The organism is Streptomyces sp. NBC_01352 (assembly GCF_036237295.1).
Taxonomy (GTDB): Bacteria; Actinomycetota; Actinomycetes; order Streptomycetales; family Streptomycetaceae; genus Streptomyces; species Streptomyces plumbiresistens.
Map to the genome: position 1 here is coordinate 1 of NZ_CP108354.1, position 18,486 is coordinate 18,486.

Here is an 18,486-nt window from a genome sequence, read left to right on the forward strand (position 1 = left end):
GGAACCCGCAACACAGGTCAAGCCCGTAAACGCACCACTGGCTGCAGCATCCGTCCAAGAGGCCCATGAGGCGGCCGCAGCATCCGTCCAAGCGTCCCGTGAGGCGCTGTGGCGTGTGATCAACGGTCACGTGGACGCCCCGGACACTTCTTCCCCTGACGGCCTCAGCAGTCAGCCGGCGCCTGAGGCGGGGGCCCCCAGCCCGGATGTAGCCAGCACAGCAGCTGCGGTGCCTCAGGAGCCTTCCACGCCGAGGCCGACGTCGGGCGGGTCTTTTCTCTCAAAGCTGTCAGGTGCAGAACCGCGTCGTAGCGGCGGACATCGCCAGAAGCCACCAGGGCCTCCACAGAGCGGCCGCAAGGCCCCTCGACGTGAAGGGACGGGTCAGGGAAGCAGCGGCCCCGACCAGCAACACCACTCGCAGCCTCAAGGGGTCAGCCGGGCAGAAGCTCGACGTGCAGCTCAAGACTCTCGACGTGCTGAGCGAGGCGAAGGAAACCCTCAGCCCCGCCGACGACCTGCGCCCGACTCACGGCCTCTTCCGCCCTCCCTTGATCTACTAGCCCAGCTCACGGATACGCAGCCTCCACAGAAGAAGAGGAACTGGAAGTGGAAGCTCGGAAACGCCGCGCTCATCATGGCCTCGATTGCTCTTCTAACCTTCTTGTTCCTCCTGGCAAATGAACTCAGAACGGTTGAAGGATTCCCCTCATTCCGTGGCATCGCAGCCGTTGTTATCTTGATTTTTTCCACCGTGAGCGCGGCCCAGGTCGTGGACTTTTTCGTGCGGCGCGTCGACCACCCCCACCGGGCCTACAAGTGGGACTCTGAATCCCTGCTAGGCCTCACATTTTCTCTGAATGTCCTGACCGCAATCGCAGCCACTATTATCATTAATCAATTTGCACCGCCAGAGTCTCTTCGATTTATCGAATCCGTGGCTCGATTCATTGTCTAAGGTCGACAAGCAGTCTCCGAGTACTTACCGCTGCGCGGAGAGAACGCTCTTTCAGTCCCTTTCAGTTCAGTAGTCGATGTCGATGTAATCAATGTCGTTGATGGCTACATCAGACAGTCCCGTGGCGCGGACACCACCGTCCTGGAAATATATATCTTTGAAGCCTTCGGCGATGATCCCGCGCATCTCCTGGTCGCTGGCCCCGGCGTCGCGGGCGTCGAACAGGCGCTGCGCGTAGGTCGGGGGTAGGTGCACGGTCAGTCGCCTAAACCGTCCGTCGTCGGTCGTGCCGATCGGCGCGGTGTACCCGAAGCGGGCGCGGGTCTCCACGGTGATCCCGGTCGTGGTCGCGGCCTGGCGCTGCCGACGCCAGGTTCGAGGGCCTGGAGGCCGCTGTGGGCGAGCGCAGCAGGGCGGCGGGTGATCACGGAGCGACTGGAGACGGCGATCAGGGCGCGCTGGGACAGGCCGTAGTCGAGCGCAGCCGCGGCAGGTACGAGCCTCACAGCGGGACAAGCAGGGCAGCCGGGATGTCAGTGACGCGAAGTACCGTCGGTACGGGACCGTCGAAAGGGCCACCCATGAGCGTGAGTTTGTACCGAGGCCAGCTGGACCGGAAGAGGAAGGCGCGCACTGACGCTGAGAAGAAGGCGAGTGCGCTGCGGGTCAAGGAGGCCGGCAAGCGTTCGGAGGCGGCGAAGGCCCGGGCTGCTGCCGACAAGTCGAAGAACGCAACCACGATCAAGAGCAAGCTGAGCGCTGCCACCCGCTGCGAGGCTGCGGCCAACACGGCCGCGCGTGAGGCCAGTACCTGGGAGGGCAAAGCCGCCAAGTACGGCACCGAGGCGGCGGCCCTGGAGGCCAAGCTGGCCAAGGCGGAGAGGGCGGAGCGGGATGCCGCCGACAAGGCGCGCCAGCGTGAGCAACAGGCGACGGAGCGGCGTGCCGCGGCCGAGCAGGCGAGCATGGAGAACCGTTTGTCGACCGCCGAGGAGCAGGTGAGCACGGTGCTGAAAGAACTGCGTGCGCCAAAGCCCGAGAAGCTGCGGGTGCTGATGCTGGGCGCCGCTTCAGCCGGGGATTTGCGAGTCGGCCGCGAGCAGGAGCGGATCCGTGCGGCCGTGGAGAGGGCCACGCACCGGGACCTGGTGGAACTGGATGTCCATCCAGCGGCGACGGCAGACGTCCTCCTTGATGGGCTTACCCGGTTCCGGCCTCACGTCGTGCACTTCTCCGGCCACAGCGCGGAAGACTTGATCGTCTTCGAGAAGGACCTCGACCAGCGCCACGAGGGTGCCATCGTCACGGCCGCGGCCTTCGCCAGCGCCATTGCGGCCGTCGACGAGCCGCCGCTGTTGGTCCTTCTCAACTCCTGCAACTCCGCCGCGCAGACCAAGAACCTGGTCGACAATGTTCCCTTCGCCATCGGCATGTCGGACACGATCGGTGATCTTGACGCGATCGCGTACGCGGCCCGGTTCTATGCTGCCGTCGCTGACGGGCAGTCGATCCAAGGCGCGCATTTGACCGGCAAGGCTGCGGTCGCGCTCGCCGGCCTTCCCGATCACGACCTGCCCACTTTGGACTGCGCTGCGAACGTCGACCCGAAGGCGACGCGCCTGGTCACACCGCCCGAGTAGCAGCGCGCGTATGCCCTGTCTGCTTCTTGCGAGCAGATCTGAGAAGTCGTCACACGCGAAGCGCTCTGCCCCCGGCAGGTGTATGCCGGGGGCAGAGCGCTGTCACGTACGGCTACCCGAGCCAGACGATGTTCAGGACGGTCAGGCGGCGCAGCGGCCGGTTGATCCAGTAGGTGAGGGAGAGCTGGCCGACGGACGCGTAGCGCACGTCTTCGCCCTCGGGGTCCTCAGCGTTCCACTGCTGGAAGCCCCACGGGTCGCCGGCGGCGTCCAGGACGTCCCACACGGTGTCCTCGACGTCCTCGGGGAGGGCATCGAGGACCTTCGCGGCCGGCGGTGAGAAGCGGACCGCGTACGGCTGTGCGGTCACCGGCGCCTTCGCCTGCCCCGTAGCTCCGCCATGTCGATGGCGTCGCTGTCGTCGTGGCCGGAGGCGACGAACGCATCCACCGCCGGGGCGTGGGCGAGGCGGCCCTGCCAGTCCTGGACGACCTCGTACAGGGCGGCAAGGGAGAACGTCTGGCGCGACTCTTCCAGGGCCGCCGCCCACTCCCGCTCGAAGGCCGGCACCCACTGAGCGGCACGCCGGTCGGCACGCAACTGCGCGAGCAGTTCAGCCCGGAGCTGCCGGGGCGGGGGCGTACGGGGTGACGGGTGCGTGGTCGGGCTGCGCGCTCATCTGGTCCTCCCGGCAGTGGAGCCTGGAACGGATGGACGGGTCCTAGGCGAGAAGTGTGTCGCTCAGGATTTTTCCCCACTCGCCCATCCACGGCAGGACATCTGGATTGGCAGAGGCGATGGGCAAACTCACCAGCGTGAGGACTCCGGTGAGTCCGATCACGAGACAGGACGTTCCAGCCGGCTCGCGGATGGCCCCTTCTCGCGTGTGGGTGAAGTTGCTCATGGCGATGACCAGGCCGAAGATCACGGCGGAAGCCACAAGCATGAACGAGACCATTAGGTACGTGAGTACGCCGTCCCAGAAGAACTTGAGGTTGGCTTCCTGCCGGTATGTCAGTCCTGCTGCGAGGCTTCCGGTCCAGAGGAGCATGGTGAGGCACGCGACCGTGTCTTTCACCACCACCCAGCGCGGCGCGGACACCCTAGGCCGCCTTTTGCTGGCTACGTTGTCCGTGGACGCCGCGCGGACAGGGTTTTCCCTGGTAGTCGAGTTGTCCGCGTTGTCCGTGGACAACGTCGACTTGCGGCGCCCGCCGGTGGCGGGTACGGAAGGTTCGGCTGACTTGATCTTGTAGGTGAACGAGGATCGCCGGGGAGCTGGGTGTGAGGTTGGACGTTCCAGGACGTAGTGGCCCGCCTCCATCCGGCCGCTGGGGGCGATCACCGAGTCCTCGAGCACGGCGCGGAGCAAGCGGAACGTGCTTCGTTCCAGGGCTGACCCAATGAACTTCAGCGGCCTGAAACAGGTCAGCTGGAGGACCCAGCCGGGGCCATCGCAGCCTGTAACGATCACTTGATACTGCTGTTTGCTCCCTCTCACGGTGGAAGCAACGCTGTACTCCGTTGCGACTGCTGGCCCCCAGCCGGGCAGCAGTTGATCGCGGTCGATCCAGTTGGTCACCGGTCCACTCTCCGCGAGGTCATCGCGGGCGGTCGCAAAGTTGTGGCGGCTCCAGGTGCCCATGTTCCGCAAACCCAGGCGAAGCCGGATCTCGAACTGGTAGTCGTCGATCTCCGCGATCAGCCCGACAGGCTTCCCGTTCAGCAGGCCGAAGTGGAGACGGACTCCGCTGACCTCGGGGACGTACAGGGCGCCGAGGCACAGCCGTCCGGCTTCAGGATCATCAACCTCCGAGACGTCACGAGGAGCACCGGGGGGCCTGATGAAGGGATCCGCGGGCCATTTCCCCATGTGTAGCGCCGTTTCCTCAACGGCAGGGCTTGGCACGTTGTGGCTGACGCTGCCGTCTTCTGATGTGGCACGGTTGTCCGCGGCGTCCTCGTGGACAACGACTCCCTGCAGGATGTTCCCGCCCTCTTCGGCGGCGTCGATACCCATCTGGGAACGCAGGACGTCCAGGTCCGCCTGGTGGGCCTCCATTTGCTGGTCGGCCGCCTCCAGATCCGCGTCGTACTCCCACAGCGGACGAAGTCCATCCACCACCGAGCTTGCCTCCGCAGCGTCGGCGGGTGCCTCCTCGGCGGGATCCCCTGGCCCATCAGGAGCTTCCAGCGGGGCGGCTCGCACACACTCCAGTGCACGTTCGTGCCGTGCAGCGGTCACCTCCGCCGTGACGTTCAGTTCCTCCGCTTCCTCGCGTGTCTCGCGGGCACGCTTCAGCTTCTTCTTGGCCAGATCAACCTTCTGCTTGGTCGCGGCGAGCTCCTGCTGCACGCGATCCAGGGAGGCAGCCGGCGCGGTAGCGCGATCCCTTTCGGCTTCCAGCGCCTCACACCGGCCCTGCAACGACGTCACCAGCTGCAGCAGCATGTAGATGACCTGAGTCGTGCCCAGCAGCGTCTTCTGCGCCTCGATCGTCGCCTTCCGCGCCTCATCAAGGCGTACCTGCAGCTCCACCTCGGTGCCCATGGGGACGCTGCCGCTCTGCGCCTCCCGGGCCACCGCTGCCGCTTCGGCCGCCTTCTGCAAGCGGCGCCCAAGCTGTAACTGCACCTGCTGAGCCTGTGGTTTCACCAACGCCGGCACCAGGTCATCCACGAGCCAGCTCGGAAGGACCTTGCTCCCCTTGCGGAACTGCCCCCACTGCGTACGGCCGTACTTGAAGCGCTCCTCAAGCTCACGCAGTGAGAGAGCCTCCGTCACCGCGCAGACCCACTTCGCCAGCTCCGCCGCCTCCGGGGTATCCCCCGCCAGAGGCCCCGCCCGCCTCCCCGGCCTTCTTCTATCAGGCATCCCAGGGCCCCCTCGCTCCCACGCTGTCCGTACTTGTCCCGGCCTTTTCCCCCTCTGACCTGCCCCAAGCGGTATCGGCCAGACGGACAATCAGATCACCAACGCACCATGGCGGCCACCGCTTCGGACAGATGCCATACCCAGCCATATCGGCAGCAGGACGAGGTGGGGCCTCCGCACCCGCGAGAGGCCAAGCAGGGCCTGCCCGCGGTTGATGTGAGAGTCGAGGCGGGCAGGCCCCTGAGCCCGAAGGCCTAGAAATGAACGTACCCATCGACGTCGGAGCGGGCCTGATCTTCCTCGTCTCGACTGCCGTCGGATACGCCGTCCACCGGCACACGCGTGCCACCTCGACCACGGTCCCGCCGACCGGCGACATCGGCGTCGCCTTCACGGCCGGGTCGGTGACCCTGGTAGCCCTCGCCTTCCTGTTCGGAGTCTCCAGCCCGCCCACCGCACCGGAGCCCACGCCTACCCCGAGCCAGTCCCAGCCCCTCATGCCACCGGTTCACAGCGCGGTGCCCGAAGCGTCACCGACTCAGGATCCGAACGAACGGGCGAGCCAGACGACATCACCCGCAGCGGCCGGTTCAGGGCCGAAGTCACCGCAGGCTGTGGAGTAGCGCGACGACGGCCAGACCGACAAGGAGCGCGGCGCCTACAGCGGGGTGCAGCAAGGCGACATATTCTCCAAACCAACGCGAGCCCCGGACGGCAGACCGTCCGGGGCTCGCGAGGGCGGCTCCTCAGCGGTCGGTGACCGGTTCTGACAGCCTCACAGGGCGACACGTCTACCTGGGAAGACGGGTGTGAGGCTCACAATCTCCGCGTCGTCGGGGAGGTCCAGGTGCTGCTTGCGCGGTGCGGGGAACAGCGGGCGCGGGCCGCCGGGCATCAGTCCGCGGCGCCGGAGGACCTTGTCCCGGTCGCGGCACCAGGTGGTGCAGAACTTCCGGGGCCGGCGGGTGGACTCGGGCAGGGCCTGGGTGCACACCGGGCAGCAGCCGGGCCCGGCGACCGGCGCCAGGCGCTCCAGCAGCTGCCGGACACGCTCGGTCTCCTCCTCCGTGCCGGAATACCGGGCGTCGGCCTGGCCCCGGCATCCGGCGAGCAGTTCGCCGAACACGCCGCGCAGCTCGGTGAGGTCGCGGCGGCAGGCACCCAGCAGGGCGAGGAAGTCGTCGACGGGCCAGGAGGCGAGGACCCCGGAGCGGGACAGGTAGAGACCGACCGTGTCGACCCGGTACCGGTCGGCGGCATCGAGCAGCAGGTAGCCGGTCAGCTGCCAGGCAGTGCGCTGGGACATCTCCGCCAGCGGGCGGCGGGCGCTCTTGAAGTCGAGCAGCAGACCGTCGACAACGAGGTCGGCGTCGGCCGTGATCTGGGCGCCGGCGAACGTCGGCCCACCGACGCAGTCCTCGGGCCGGGTGCGGGCGCGCAAAGCCTCCAGGGGGCCGTGGGCGGCTGCGTGGAGCTGGGCGGTGATGTCGGCCACCAGGTCTCGGTCCGGGAGCTCCAGCAGCCGGGCGAAGGTGAAGGCGCCGGGGTCCTCAAGGGCGGCCTTGGCGAGCGGGGTGAAGGCGAAGCCGATCGGCGTACGGGCGAGGACCTGGTACCAGGCCGCGGCGATGAGCATGCGGGCCAGGTGCTCCTCTTCGTTCTGGCCGTGGTCGACCGGGAGGTCCCGGTTGTCGAGGTCCAGGCGGCGCACCGTCTCGGTCAGGCGCGCGGTGAGTTCGTTTCCGACCGAGCGCATCCGAAGGCCCGCGCCGCGGCCGCCGACCCCGCCCGACAACTCGATCCCGATCAGGGAGGCGTCGTCGACGGGCGCGGCCGCGGTGAAGGCCAGGCGCAGCCGCTGGTCGATCGCCGTGCCGACGGTGCCGGCCTCGGTGCCGACGCCGGGCGGCGGGAGCAGGACGTGCGCGGCACGGTGCTGGGCGCGGTAGGAGTCGCGCAACGGCTTGGCGCCGGCGGACAGTTCGCGGTCCAGGAACCGGAAGAGCCGCACGGCAGTGCTACGCACAACGCGACGGATTGAATTCGCCAACAGTGTCGGCAAAGTGCCGGGGGTCGCTTCGCGTTCCACGAAGGCCCGGGTCGATCGGCGGCGAGAGGACGTGACCTGGGAGAACGACTCTCGGAAAAAAATCTTGGTTCAGCGTGACGGGATCTGTCGGCTCTGCTCCGTCTCTTTGACAGGCCAGGGGTTTCCCGCCCCTGGTCCATCGGACTCGGTCCCCACTGGGCATCGGGGCCCGAGCCGGTCTTACCGGGAAGGGGGCCGTCGGTGCAGATCGACGACCGCTTTGAAGACTCGCAGGTAGGTGGGACGTTCACAGCGTCCCAAACCGCCGACGAGTCGACAGGCCTGGCAGCCACAACACCGGGTCTGACCTCCACTGAGTGTGAGAAAGCCACTCACGCAGCAGTGGAGATATCCCTGGATGACCTCGGCGCCGATTTCGGCAAGTACTGCGAAGAGAACTCGGCGCACCTTCTGCGGACCGCTTTCCGCATCACTGGCAACCCTTGGGATGCACAGGATGCACTCCAGAACGTTCTGGAGAAGTTTTGGAAGAAGTGGCCTGAGGAAAATTTCAGGAACATAGTATGGAGTAACCCTGCTTATTCGCGCAAGTGCGTTGTCTCTTCCGCGATAGATGCTATCCGAAGCGAGACAAGCCGGGCGCGGCGAGAAGAAAAAGATGCCAGGAAAGAAGTCGAGAACGGCGACGACTACTTGCGCGTCGATGACGAGGAGAGCTTTGGCAGGACGCTCGATGTCCTTCATAGCTTGAATCCGACTTGGCGTCTGGTCATCCACCTGCGCTATGCGCGGGAGTACAGCATCGTAGAGGTGGCTGCAATTCTCCGGATCTCGGAGGCAACTGCGCGCCGCTACGAGAAGAGAGCTCTCAAGGCTCTTGAGGAAGCCTACAAGGGGAACTAAGAAGGGAGGAAGCCATAGTGGATGTCGTTGATCGGCTCACCGTGGCGCACTACTCCCAACCTTCCTCAGGCGACCGACCCGACCCCGAGCAATTCCTTAATGAGTTTTTCTCAAAGATAGGGATTGCTCGGGGGCGGGCAGCCTGCGGTGTAGCCAGTTCGAGTGGCTACCCACAGTCGGCCGTAGCCGAGGAAGTCGTCCAGGAGGTCCTCCAGGATCTCTGGGACGAGCTGCGAGGAGTCCTCCTCGCGGTTACATCGGAGAAGGATCAGGAGAAGGGAGGCTTGTATAGGAGAATAGCGGAGATCGTAGAGCAGGTAGACGACGAAGAAGCAGCTTATGTGTGGTGGCTCCACGCGGCTCAAGCTGGCGACGAAGTGGCCGTCGCAATCGTCGATGACCTTGCGCTCGATCTCTCTGCGGAGCGGCCCAGCGTTCTGCGGAGCATCCACGAAATCCAGAGAATCGCTGAACAAAACTGTTCGGCGGGAACGAGATTAGAGCACGGATTGAGCGACACTCAGTAGTGCCGCATACCATCCCATCAACAACAACAATGGAATCAAAGACCGCTGCTAGTAGCAGCAAAAGCACCAAATCAACAGTCGCAACACCGTAGTTGAACAATAGAAGGTTCCCTTGTCGGTAAGCCGTCTGATTCGGGGGACCACACCCTTCGCTCGGTGTCGGAGAGCGGAGGGTGTGGTCAAGTCAGACACTCTTACCGACATAAGGAGGGCTCGGCCCCCGCGTGGCTCGACCACACAGGGGGGCCGGGCCCTTCGTCGTTTGTGGCCCACGTGAAAGTTTGGGGCTCGTGGCTCCGTCCTCATGTTGAGAGGCCAAGGAGGACCACATGGATTATTCGTTCATTAATTACCGTCGAGGACTGAGGTGGCATCGATGACGCTGCCCCTCATTGTTGCTCTGGCCCTTGGCGGGGTCGGCGTTTACATCGCTTACCGAAACCCGAGGCTGGGCGCGGCCATCCTGGTCGGCCTCGGCATCGTCACCGTCCTGTACCTCATCTGGGATAAGGACCCGTCGGTCTTCCAGACCACCGTGCCGTCGACGGTCTCCACGGCCCCGACGCAGTCCCCTCCCGCCGACCAGACCGGCGCTCCTTCGTCCGCGGCACCGTCGACTACGCCCCCGGCTTCTTCTCCGGTCGTCTCGCCGCCCGTCCGCCGGTGACGGAGCCGGGTAGTGCCCGACAGCTCCTTGGTGATGATCAAATAGAGGGGAAGGACAAAGGGGGTTCCCTCGCGGAGAACCCGGCAGGCCGGGTGAGAAGCACAAGCGCGCGGGGAGCGCAGTACGGGGAGGGGCGGCTGGTGGCCTGGGTCACGAAGATCACGGAGGACGCGCAGGTCGAGTACCGGCTCAAGGAGCAGGCCGGATGCGCCGTGGTCGCGTTCGACGGCGAACAGAGCGTCGTCCTGGACTGTGGCGAGGACCAAGCCGTTGACTACCGGTTGCGCTCCGAGGGCGGGACCGCCTTGCTCTGGATGGGCAGCGGTCTGGAGGCCGTTGGTATCGTCGAAGGCGCCGAGCTCGACGAGGAGGGCAAGCAGGTCGCCCGCTTCCTGATGGCCGGCTGCCACCCCGAGACCGGCGCCCGCCTGATCAAGTCCCGCACCTCCGCACCGATTCGGCGACATGCACCGCATGCAGGTGACCACCCTTCACAAACTCGCGCGTGCCGCCGGGATTTCGCTGGACGACGTCTATGGCGAAACGGAACTCGCCTCGCACCAAGGGGTTTCCTTGAATACGCTCCTCAACGTGACGCTCACGCCGGACCAGCGGAGCCTGCTCTCCGCCATCGCCCAGCCGTGGAACGAGACGGGCGAGTGGCCGCTGTGGGCCAACGTGCAGCACGTGTTCGACATGCGCGGCCAGGACGCCGACGCCGTCTTCCACTCGCTGCCGCGCGTAGGCAACGAGGCTCCGTTCGCCTCCGGCTACGGCTACACCGTCCCCATGCGCGCGCCCATCGACCCGGGCCACCGGGTACGGCTGACCGTCGCCGGCGCCTCCAGGCTGCCCAAGGGGCGGATGACAGTCGGTGAGCCGTTCATGCGCACCCTCCGCCACATGATCGACCGGTACATCAGCAGGCCGCTCGTCGCCGACGAGGTCCCCAGCGTCATCCTGCGCTCCGGCGAACTGACGACCACGCTCCCCGACCTGCGACCGTGGTTCGTCAAGGCGCTGCCCGACCTGCTCTCCTACGAGCCGGCCATCAGCACTGGGGGCGTCCATCTCGGCGACGGGTCCTGGGAGCGGGAGGTCACCCGCAGCGTCATGCAGTTCCGCGGCATGCACACCGTGGAGGAGTACATCGAGAAGACCTGCGAGATCGTCGCCGCGAACGCCGCCCAGTACGCCCCGACCGTCGTACAGGAGGAGGCCGTGGCTGCGGAGCCGAGCCGGGGCGCGTACGTCGACGTCGACCTCATGGCCGACCTGGAGACGGTGGCCGCGACGACCCGGTGGAAGGTGCACAAGCTCATCGCCCTGTGCCAGGGCCTGAACGACGCCTACGTCGCGGAGAACCCATATGCCTGCGCCGCCATGATTCGCTCGATCCTGGACCACATCCCGCCGGTCTTCGGGCACACCGACTTCAAGCGCGTGGCGGCCCAGCACGTGTTCAGCATGAAGCGCAACGACAAGAACCACGCGCAGAGGCTCGCGGCCTTCAAGGACATCGCCGACGACGTGATGCACCGGCCGATCAGCCACACCGTCCCTCGCATCAGCATGGACGACCTTCCCGAGCCCATCCGCCTCAACGCGGTCCTCAACGAGATGGTGGTCATGCTGCCGAAGACCGCGCCTGCGACGTGACATCGGCCCTCCCCAGCCGCTCGGGCGAGGGCCGCGGTGGGACACCGGCATCCACGCGCGCCCGCATTTGTTCGACCGGAGTACTCGAAACAACCCGTGGAACACAAAGGACCCAGCTCGGCCTGCGTCAGACGGGGTGTTTCGTGAGCGACCACCTTATGAAACGCCGCTCAGCTCGGACTTAGCTAACGGTGTTGTCCGGGGTGATCTCGGCGGCGGCCTCGCGGCCGGGTCCTCGGCCTCGGCAGCCGGCGGGTGGAAGCGTCGGGGCGAAGGGATGGACCTCGTCGGGATCCGACGTCTCAGACACGGCCGTCACCGCGCAGCTCATCCCAGACTTCTTCGGGATGGACGGTGACGCTGGGCCCCGGCAGGACACCGGCCCAGCGGGTCACCGCCTCCCATTCCTGCGTCTGGATGTCGATGATGCCGTCCGGCACGAGCTCCTGGCCGTTCCAGTACCAGCGGGGCAGGCCGTTTGCGGGTCGGGCAAAGCTCATGGTGGGGGCGTGCACGGGAATGCTCTGCCAGGGCAGGTCTCTGTTTTCCTCCATCGCCCGCCGCACGGCCTGCACCGAGATCTCCCACTGGGAGAGCATCTCCGAGGGGCTCAGACTGCGGGGCTGCGGCGTCCAGCCCTGGTTGCCCACGATGAGACCGACGACAAGTTGCGGCGTGACGGGCAGCACAGGGTCGTCCCCGCCCTCGAAGCAGAGCCGCCACTCCCGTTCGTGCAGCCAGTCGGAGCTGCCCGGGTCGTAGCGCACCCGGCGATTACGCAGGCGCGTGGGCAGCTGGCCCGTCTCGCCCATCTCCTCGGCGGAGAGGTAGAGGACGGGCCGGGCTCCTGCCTGGATGAGCTGCTGTCGGTCGAGCATGAGCCCCCACGGCTCGTACGGACCCCGCGGCCCGCAGCCGTCGCGGAGCATGACGCGGCGGGCGTCCTCCGTGAGCTCGCTGAAGCAGATCACCGGGGCGTCCGACCAGTAGTCCAGTGATCCGCGCAGCACGCCGCTGTGCAGGATGCGCAGCATGCGCTCCTCGGGAGTGCCCAGCGCGAATGCGGGCGGCAGGTCCTTCCGCCCGCGGGGCCGGCCGGTGAAGTGGACCAGCGTGTCAGGCAGGTCGGGGTGCTTGCTCACGTGGTCCCCTTCCCTTCGTCGCACCCGTTTCGACGCGTCCACTATGCCCGCTTCTGTCGCGACGGATAATGGAGGCGGAGTTATCCGACGTGATCACCTCCGCGGGCAGAGCGGTTGATCCCGCCCGGACGCCGTCTGATGCGTGACGCGGACCACACCTCGATTCGGTGAGAGTCACCTACCTCGGCGCCTTCGTCGTGGGAATCTGCCTTCAGCTCTCGTCGGGATCACGCCCGACAGGCGGCTCGTGACCGCCGGAGGGCACGCAACGTGCTGGCCCGCCCTAGCCAATCCGAGCGGGTGAACCGCCTGGTGATCGCAAGATCGCTGGAGCGGCCGATGCCCGTTGCGGAAAGCCGCCCCGTCAGTGCGGAAGTTCGCACACACTGATGGAGCGTCTTCGTGATCGGCCTGTTCTCCGCGGCTCTGCCCGAGTTCCTTGGCAGCCTCTGCGCCACTCTCGTTGTCACCATCGGCGCCTGGGCATTCCGCAAAGCCCGCAGCCGCGCTGCGACCAGGGACAACCAGACGACTCCTGGCGACGAGTAGCAGGTAAAGCTGTGGGCCCATCCCGTCACCGGCGTGGGCCCACAGTTCACGAACGCGGCTACTTGGGGCCGTACTCGGCTCGGAGCTGGTCGAGGAAAGCCCGAGTGTCCGCCGCGGAGAAGGCGGTCACCTGGTCCTCCTCCGTGGCCCCGGCGACAGCGATCTCCACCTCGCCGTTCCCTGTCGGCGACACCTGAATCGGCGGCTGCGCCATCCACATCACGTCGGTTCCTCGGCGGACCACCACCGCAACCAGACCGGGCAGCAGTACCGCTGCAATGCCGGGGACGGGGCGTTGTCGCACGTCAGTTACGTAGCCACCCGGACGAGATCACGTCTGGGGGGTGCTTTCCGTCAGCCCGAATTTACGCCGCCCGCTCCAGCTCCTTCTTCTCGCGGTACACAAGTAGCTCGTCGAGCTCTTCCTCGCGGGTGTCATCGAGCTCGGGGAGCAGGTTGTGGGCCCTGATCCACTGGTTGATGTTCGTCCGGCTGGGTGCGCTGTCGTGCTTGAGCGCTCGGCTCGCTGCAGCGAGCCAGGATTCGAGGTCGGCGCGCACGAGTACGTCGCACGCCTTCAGGAAGGCGATGGCCTGCTTGGGGTCGATGGGCAGGATGTCGCCCTTGATGATGCGGCGGGTGGTGCTGGCGGGCAGCTCGCCGGGCCCGGACATCCGCTCCATCTCGCCAGGAGTGGGGTAGCCGGCCCAGATGTGCTGGTGGCGAAGAGCCCGGCTGAGGTCCGCCGAGGTGGAGACGAGGCGGGGGTCGGGCGCCTTGTGGAGGTAGTACGGCGCCCGGGTGGCCCGGCGCGCGCAGATCCACAGTTTCCGGGCGCGGATCATGGGATCGCTGGTGCTCATGAGCCATCCATTGGCCGTCATGGTGGCCGTGACGAATACGACGACGGTGTCCCAGGTCGGGACGGAGGTGCCGGAGGCGGCACGCTCGAGCGTCGCCTTCGACGGCAGGCCGTTCGTCTTCTTGGCCATCTGCTCGTAGGTCATGCCGGCGTCGGCCTTGAGGCCGCGCAGGAAGTCCGCGAGCTTCGCGCGCGCCGGGACCGTACGGTCCACCGGCTTCTCAGGGCGTCCCATGACGGCCTCAGTTCCCCGAGGTGAAGTAGGCGCGCATGAAACGGCCGATCCGGCCGCCGGTGCCGCGGCCGCCGCTCACCACCGTCACGACGACCACGGCGCCGATGGCCCCGGCGCCCGACATGAGCAGCAGGATGTCGCTGACGCCCATGTCGGGCGGGGCGAGGATCGCCGCCGTGGCGATGCACACGATGATCACGAGCGCGTGCGGCATGCCGAAGCGCCCGCTCGTGGAGGTGGTCTCGCGCACGAAGGGCACCGTGTCGGTAGCCATCGCGGGCACGGATATGACGTCGAGGCCGGACGCCTTCGGCATGGCGGCCGCCGTCGCCGCGGTGGAGGGCTTGACGCCCATGAAGTCTCCCTAATCACCGTCCGGCGATCTTCTGGTCGCCGGACGGTGCTACTCGGCTCCAACCGTTGATCCCTCCGCACACACAGCGAGAGTTGGCGCTCCCACTCACACGAAAGGACTTGTTGCCCCAAAGCGTCTCAGCCCGTACGGCACAACCAACAGTCGGTCAAAGCGTTGATTCACGAGCGATCCAATGCGACGAAGTCGCCCTAGAACCACACCTTGTCGCGCATCGACCGGACTGCAGAGACCGAGAGCCCGATGAATCCGCAGGTCAACGCCCTGCACGAGGTCCTACCATGCCCCTCTGACAACCGTTCTGACGTGCACGAACGGGATGAAACCGCAGGTCAAAGCCGTGATCGTCGACCCGTACGAGGCGCGCAGAGCGTGTTCTAGGGTTGCTACTTCACTCCACTGTGTCGGTAGCGGGCCAAGCTCCTGAGCTGGGTTGATTCAATACCGCACCGCTTGATGCCGAATGATCTCGGATGGCCTGGGTCATGCTCTTAACCACGGAGCGCGATCTGCACTGCAGGTCCGGTCCGCCCTGATTGCTACTGGCTCCAACCGGCGCACACAGGGAAAAGATGCAGGTGTTGGCGCACCTGCCCAGGTGAAGCCGATCGCCCACGCCTTCAAGGCCTGGCATCGGCTTCACCTGCATTGCATGTGAGCGTCGTTCGAGGCTGGATCAGCCGAGCCAGACGATGTCGATGACGTACAGGCGTCCGGCGGGGCGGTTGATCCAGTACACGGCGGTGACCTGTCCGACCGAGGCGGAGCGCACGTCCTCGCCCTCGGGATCGCGGGCGTTGAAGGGCGGGAAGGACCACGGGTCGCGGCCGGCGATGTCCAGGACGTCGCGCACCATCTCCCGGGCATGCTCCGGCAGGTCGTCCAGGACGGCCAGGGCCTAGATCGACGACGCCGTACGGCAGCGGTGGCAGGTCCACAAGCGCCGGCAGCAGCAGGCCGCCGCCACGGGCGGCATCACCGTGGAGACCCGGGCCCGGTTCGTGTACACCGCGCCGATCGGCACGACCGACGACGGACGGTTCCCGCGACTCACTAACCTAGGAGCATCGTCGCATGCATCCCTTGGATTGCCCCCTTGGATTCCATCCTTGGACGCATTCCTTGACACTAACCCAAGGGTTGCTACCTTGGGTGCATGCCAGACAATGAGAAGCCCCGCCTCATCCCGACCGGCAAGTGTTGGTGCGGCTGCGGGAAGGATGTCGGCCTCGGCAAGTTCTTCGCCGCCGGCCACGACAAAATCGCCGAAGCAGCGCTCATGGCGCTCAAGTACGACGGGTCTGTAGCACAGTTGCTCCACGCCCATGGCTACGGATCGCACCACTCAGTCCGCCACGCCGCCGTCACCGACCCGAATTGCTCGTGGAAGAAGTGCACTGACTGCGATTACAGCGGCGCCCCCGCCAGCATCGCCAACCACCGTAAGAAGGACCACCCCGACAACCGGGCGGCCTAACCAGGCCTGCCACACAGCAGAAGGGGCTCACTCGGGCAGCCCCGCACCCTCGGCGGAAGGGCCAGCCAGGCGCCTGGCTGGCCTCGTCTGTCACGGGGGTTGGAACCCTCACATAGATGCTGCAGCGCTTCCCGACACCCCTAGAGGACTGGAAGCCCAAGGGAAGAGGCAAGGGCAATTGTGAAACTACGTGCCCATCAGGTCGAGGCCGTTGATGCCATCATGCGCGGCTTCGATGTTCCGACGGGCGGGATTCCCTTCCACGGCCTGCGCGGGCAGCTGCACGCGGCGTGTGGCACGGGGAAGACGATTATGGCGGCGGCTTCGGCGAAGCGGCTGGTGCCGAAGGGGCGCATTCTCGTGCTGGTGCCGACGTTGGATCTGCTGGCGCAGACGGTGAAGGCGTGGCACGAGGCCGGGCACAAGGGGCCGGCGGTGGCGGTGTGTTCGCTCCAGGACGACCCGGAGCTGTGGAGCATGAAGGTGCGCGCCACCACGAACCCGATCCAGCTGGCGCTGTGGCACGGCACGGGGCCCGTGACCATCTACGTCACCTACGCCTCCCTGGGCGTCCTCGCGGAGGCGTTCGAGGGCACCTACGGCCAGAAGTTGGCCCCGGTAGACCTCGCTGTAGTTGATGAGGCCCACCGAACAAGTGGCTCGATGGGTAAGGCGTGGGCGGACATCCATGACCAGACCGTCATCCCGGCGTACCGGCGGCTGTACCTGACGGCGACGCCGCGGATCTGGGAGGAGCGGCTGAACCGCGAGGTTGCCGAGGGGGTGCGGGACCCACTGCCGCGCGAGATGGCGGCGTCCATGGATGACGAGAAGGTCTTCGGGCCCGTCCTGTACAAGCTGTCGCTCGCATCTGCCGTCTCCCGGGGCTTGTTGGCGCGGTACCAGATCATCGTGCTGGAGCTGAAGGATCCGGTCGTCACCCCGAAGAAGCTGATGGGCGAGGAGCGGCACACCGAAGAGGTCCGCGGGCAGCGCCTCGGCGCCCTCCAGGCCGCGCTGCTGCACACCATGGCGCAGCACGACCTGCAGACGTGCATCGCCTTCCACCACCGGACCATCGAGGCACAGGCCTACGCGGAGGGCCTGGAGCGCGTCGCGGCGAAGCTGCACGCCGACCAGCCCGAGACCTACCCGAAGCGGATCTGGGCGGACTGGCTGTGCGGCGAGCACGTCCCCGAACGCCGGCGAGAGGTCCTGGGTTCGTTCGGGTCCACGGCGCAGCGCGCCGTGCTCTCCAACTGCCGGGTCCTGGGCGAGGGTGTCGATATTCGAAGCGTGGATTCAGTTGCCCTACTGGACCCGAAGGGAGCGCCGCACGACATCGTCCAGGCCATCGGCCGGGCACTTCGCCAAAAGCCTGGACAGGGCAAGCTCGCCTCTTTGATCGTGCCCGTCTTCCTCCAGCCCGGAGAGCAGCCCGAGGACATGTTCACTTCCGGCTCCTACCGGCCCCTGGTGAAAGTCCTGGAAGGGCTGCGGGCCCACGATGAAGAGGCCGTCGAATTGCTCGCCATCCCCCAGGAGCCTCAGAAGGACGTCGCGCAGCCGTCCGTGAACATCGGCGTCGCGCCAGAAGACGGCGAGGAAGAATCACGGCTGCTGCTCCGTTTCGCCGCCCCCAGGGATCCCGTGATGGTCGCGGACTGGGTCTCCTTCAACGTGATCGACACCGAACGCCAGGACTGGGCCCGTGGCTGGGCGAAGCTGAAGACGTACGTCGAACGGGTCGGGAACGCCCGCGTGCCCTACGGACACCGCGAGGGCGCCACACCACTTGGACAATGGGTCGCAGAACAACGACGCGCCTACGCAGCCGGGCAGATGACCGGCCAGCGCGCGCGGCGACTCGAACAGCTCGGCATGGTCTGGTCCCTGGCGGATGAACGGTTCCAGGAGAACCTGGAAGCCGCCAAGGCCTACTACGACCAGCACTGGACACTCTGCGCTCCCAGGTCCGCAGCGATGCTGGACAGGCCGTTGGGGATGTGGCTCGCGAATTTGCGGCGGCCCGGTGCGCTGGATGACCACCCCGAGTGGAAGACCGCGCTGGAAGCCGTCGACGCGGACTGGAACCCGTCCTGGCCGGCGGACTGGCAGCGGCACTACGCCGCACTGCGCGAGTTGGTGGCCGACGAAGAGGGCCAGGCCGACGTCCTTCCCGGCCTCACGGTCCACGGCATGGACATCGGGAAGTGGCTGGCCCGGCAGCGCAAGCCGGAGGTCTGGCAGGCCCTTCACGACGGGCAGCGCGAGCGCCTGGAGCAGCTCGGCATCACGCCTCCGGCCCCGGAGCTCCCGAAGCCGTCCACGACGCCCGTGGGGGCCTTTGAGCGGGGTGTTGCGGCCCTGGCGCAGTACAAGGCCCGCACGGGGTCGGTGGCCGTCCCCAGAGCTCACGTAGAGGCGGTCGAGGTCGACGGCCAAGAGCACCCCGTCAAGCTTGGAGTGTGGATCATGAATCAGAAGGGGCGCCGCGCCAAGCTCACCGCCGAGAAACTCGCCGCGCTCGCCGCGGTGGGATTGGAATGGGCACAGTAAGGCTAAGGAG

The 18,486-nt window shown here is 66.6% G+C and carries 16 protein-coding genes and 3 pseudogenes; 9 read left to right on the forward strand and 10 right to left on the reverse strand.

The window, feature by feature from the left end; translation table 11 throughout:
- Window positions 1-1,024: 1,024 nt before the first annotated feature.
- Window positions 1,025-1,327: pseudogene (gene tpg, locus OG252_RS00005) on the reverse strand (telomere-protecting terminal protein Tpg); the annotation flags it as partial.
- 212 nt (window positions 1,328-1,539) lie between these two features.
- On the opposite strand from tpg, the gene OG252_RS00010 reads away from it, so the two are divergent.
- Window positions 1,540-2,598, forward strand: a complete 1,059-nt coding sequence (locus tag OG252_RS00010; RefSeq protein WP_329332669.1) for a hypothetical protein — start codon at window positions 1,540-1,542, stop codon at window positions 2,596-2,598.
- Between the two features lie 112 nt (window positions 2,599-2,710).
- On the opposite strand, the gene OG252_RS00015 is transcribed toward OG252_RS00010, so the two are convergent.
- From OG252_RS00015 to OG252_RS00025, 3 genes and pseudogenes are all read right to left on the reverse strand, one after another.
- Window positions 2,711-2,968 (reverse strand): hypothetical protein, encoded by a 258-nt coding sequence (locus tag OG252_RS00015; RefSeq protein WP_329332671.1) that lies wholly within the window; start codon window positions 2,966-2,968, stop codon window positions 2,711-2,713.
- A pseudogene (locus OG252_RS00020) lies at window positions 2,965-3,277 on the reverse strand (DUF6247 family protein). Before OG252_RS00020 ends, OG252_RS00015 begins: the two are co-directional and overlap by 4 nt.
- Before the next feature lie 42 nt (window positions 3,278-3,319).
- Complete coding sequence (locus OG252_RS00025) at window positions 3,320-5,383, reverse strand: DUF3710 domain-containing protein (protein ID WP_329332673.1); 2,064 nt, start codon at window positions 5,381-5,383, stop codon at window positions 3,320-3,322.
- Between the two features lie 350 nt (window positions 5,384-5,733).
- On the opposite strand from OG252_RS00025, the gene OG252_RS00030 reads away from it, so the two are divergent.
- Window positions 5,734-6,096 (forward strand): hypothetical protein, encoded by a 363-nt coding sequence (locus tag OG252_RS00030; protein ID WP_329332675.1) that lies wholly within the window; start codon window positions 5,734-5,736, stop codon window positions 6,094-6,096.
- A gap of 152 nt (window positions 6,097-6,248) precedes the next feature.
- On the opposite strand, the gene OG252_RS00035 is transcribed toward OG252_RS00030, so the two are convergent.
- Window positions 6,249-7,499, reverse strand: a complete 1,251-nt coding sequence (locus OG252_RS00035) for a hypothetical protein (RefSeq protein ID WP_329332677.1) — start codon at window positions 7,497-7,499, stop codon at window positions 6,249-6,251.
- 264 nt (window positions 7,500-7,763) lie between these two features.
- Here OG252_RS00035 and OG252_RS00040 point away from each other — a divergent pair, with 264 nt between their 5' ends.
- From OG252_RS00040 to OG252_RS00055, 4 genes are all read left to right on the forward strand, one after another.
- Entirely contained in the window at window positions 7,764-8,426 is a 663-nt protein-coding gene (locus OG252_RS00040) for an RNA polymerase sigma factor (RefSeq protein ID WP_329332679.1), read from the forward strand.
- Window positions 8,427-8,443: 17 nt separating this feature from the next.
- Complete coding sequence (locus tag OG252_RS00045; RefSeq protein ID WP_329332681.1) at window positions 8,444-8,953, forward strand: hypothetical protein; 510 nt, start codon at window positions 8,444-8,446, stop codon at window positions 8,951-8,953.
- 376 nt (window positions 8,954-9,329) lie between these two features.
- Window positions 9,330-9,620 (forward strand): hypothetical protein, encoded by a 291-nt coding sequence (locus OG252_RS00050; RefSeq protein ID WP_329332683.1) that lies wholly within the window; start codon window positions 9,330-9,332, stop codon window positions 9,618-9,620.
- 591 nt (window positions 9,621-10,211) lie between these two features.
- Entirely contained in the window at window positions 10,212-11,279 is a 1,068-nt protein-coding gene (locus OG252_RS00055) for a hypothetical protein (RefSeq protein ID WP_329332685.1), read from the forward strand.
- A gap of 302 nt (window positions 11,280-11,581) precedes the next feature.
- Here OG252_RS00055 and OG252_RS00060 read toward each other — a convergent pair whose 3' ends face one another.
- The 5 genes from OG252_RS00060 to OG252_RS00080 all read right to left on the reverse strand — a co-directional run bounded on the left by OG252_RS00060 (window position 11,582) and on the right by OG252_RS00080 (window position 15,296).
- The gene (locus tag OG252_RS00060; RefSeq protein WP_329332687.1) at window positions 11,582-12,421 is read right to left on the reverse strand and encodes a hypothetical protein; all 840 of its coding nucleotides are present in this window, start codon (window positions 12,419-12,421) and stop codon (window positions 11,582-11,584) included.
- Between the two features lie 607 nt (window positions 12,422-13,028).
- Window positions 13,029-13,274, reverse strand: a complete 246-nt coding sequence (locus OG252_RS00065; RefSeq protein WP_329332689.1) for a hypothetical protein — start codon at window positions 13,272-13,274, stop codon at window positions 13,029-13,031.
- 61 nt (window positions 13,275-13,335) lie between these two features.
- Entirely contained in the window at window positions 13,336-14,067 is a 732-nt protein-coding gene (locus OG252_RS00070; protein WP_329332691.1) for a hypothetical protein, read from the reverse strand.
- Between the two features lie 7 nt (window positions 14,068-14,074).
- Complete coding sequence (locus OG252_RS00075; RefSeq protein ID WP_329332692.1) at window positions 14,075-14,422, reverse strand: hypothetical protein; 348 nt, start codon at window positions 14,420-14,422, stop codon at window positions 14,075-14,077.
- A gap of 694 nt (window positions 14,423-15,116) precedes the next feature.
- Window positions 15,117-15,296, reverse strand: a complete 180-nt coding sequence (locus OG252_RS00080; protein WP_329332694.1) for a hypothetical protein — start codon at window positions 15,294-15,296, stop codon at window positions 15,117-15,119.
- A 46-nt stretch (window positions 15,297-15,342) separates the two neighbouring features.
- Between OG252_RS00080 and OG252_RS00085 the strand changes: the two are divergent.
- From OG252_RS00085 to OG252_RS00095, 3 genes and pseudogenes are all read left to right on the forward strand, one after another.
- Window positions 15,343-15,495 (forward strand): annotated as a pseudogene (locus OG252_RS00085) (telomere-protecting terminal protein Tpg); the annotation flags it as partial.
- 101 nt (window positions 15,496-15,596) lie between these two features.
- Entirely contained in the window at window positions 15,597-15,917 is a 321-nt protein-coding gene (locus tag OG252_RS00090; RefSeq protein WP_329332696.1) for a hypothetical protein, read from the forward strand.
- A 180-nt stretch (window positions 15,918-16,097) separates the two neighbouring features.
- The gene (locus OG252_RS00095) at window positions 16,098-18,476 is read left to right on the forward strand and encodes a DEAD/DEAH box helicase (protein WP_329332698.1); all 2,379 of its coding nucleotides are present in this window, start codon (window positions 16,098-16,100) and stop codon (window positions 18,474-18,476) included.
- Window positions 18,477-18,486 lie beyond the last annotated feature (10 nt).

Excerpts from the sequence above, each read along its gene's own strand:
- OG252_RS00010 (WP_329332669.1), top strand. The coding sequence starts at position 1,540 with ATGAGCGTGAGTTTGTACCGAGGCCAGCTGGACCGGAAGAGGAAGGCG.
- OG252_RS00080 (WP_329332694.1), bottom strand. The coding sequence starts at position 15,296 with ATGGTGCGCGACGTCCTGGACATCGCCGGCCGCGACCCGTGGTCCTTC.
- OG252_RS00050 (WP_329332683.1), top strand. The coding sequence starts at position 9,330 with ATGACGCTGCCCCTCATTGTTGCTCTGGCCCTTGGCGGGGTCGGCGTT.
- OG252_RS00075 (WP_329332692.1), bottom strand. The coding sequence starts at position 14,422 with ATGGGCGTCAAGCCCTCCACCGCGGCGACGGCGGCCGCCATGCCGAAG.
- OG252_RS00090 (WP_329332696.1), top strand. The coding sequence starts at position 15,597 with ATGCCAGACAATGAGAAGCCCCGCCTCATCCCGACCGGCAAGTGTTGG.
- OG252_RS00030 (WP_329332675.1), top strand. The coding sequence starts at position 5,734 with ATGAACGTACCCATCGACGTCGGAGCGGGCCTGATCTTCCTCGTCTCG.
- OG252_RS00070 (WP_329332691.1), bottom strand. The coding sequence starts at position 14,067 with ATGGGACGCCCTGAGAAGCCGGTGGACCGTACGGTCCCGGCGCGCGCG.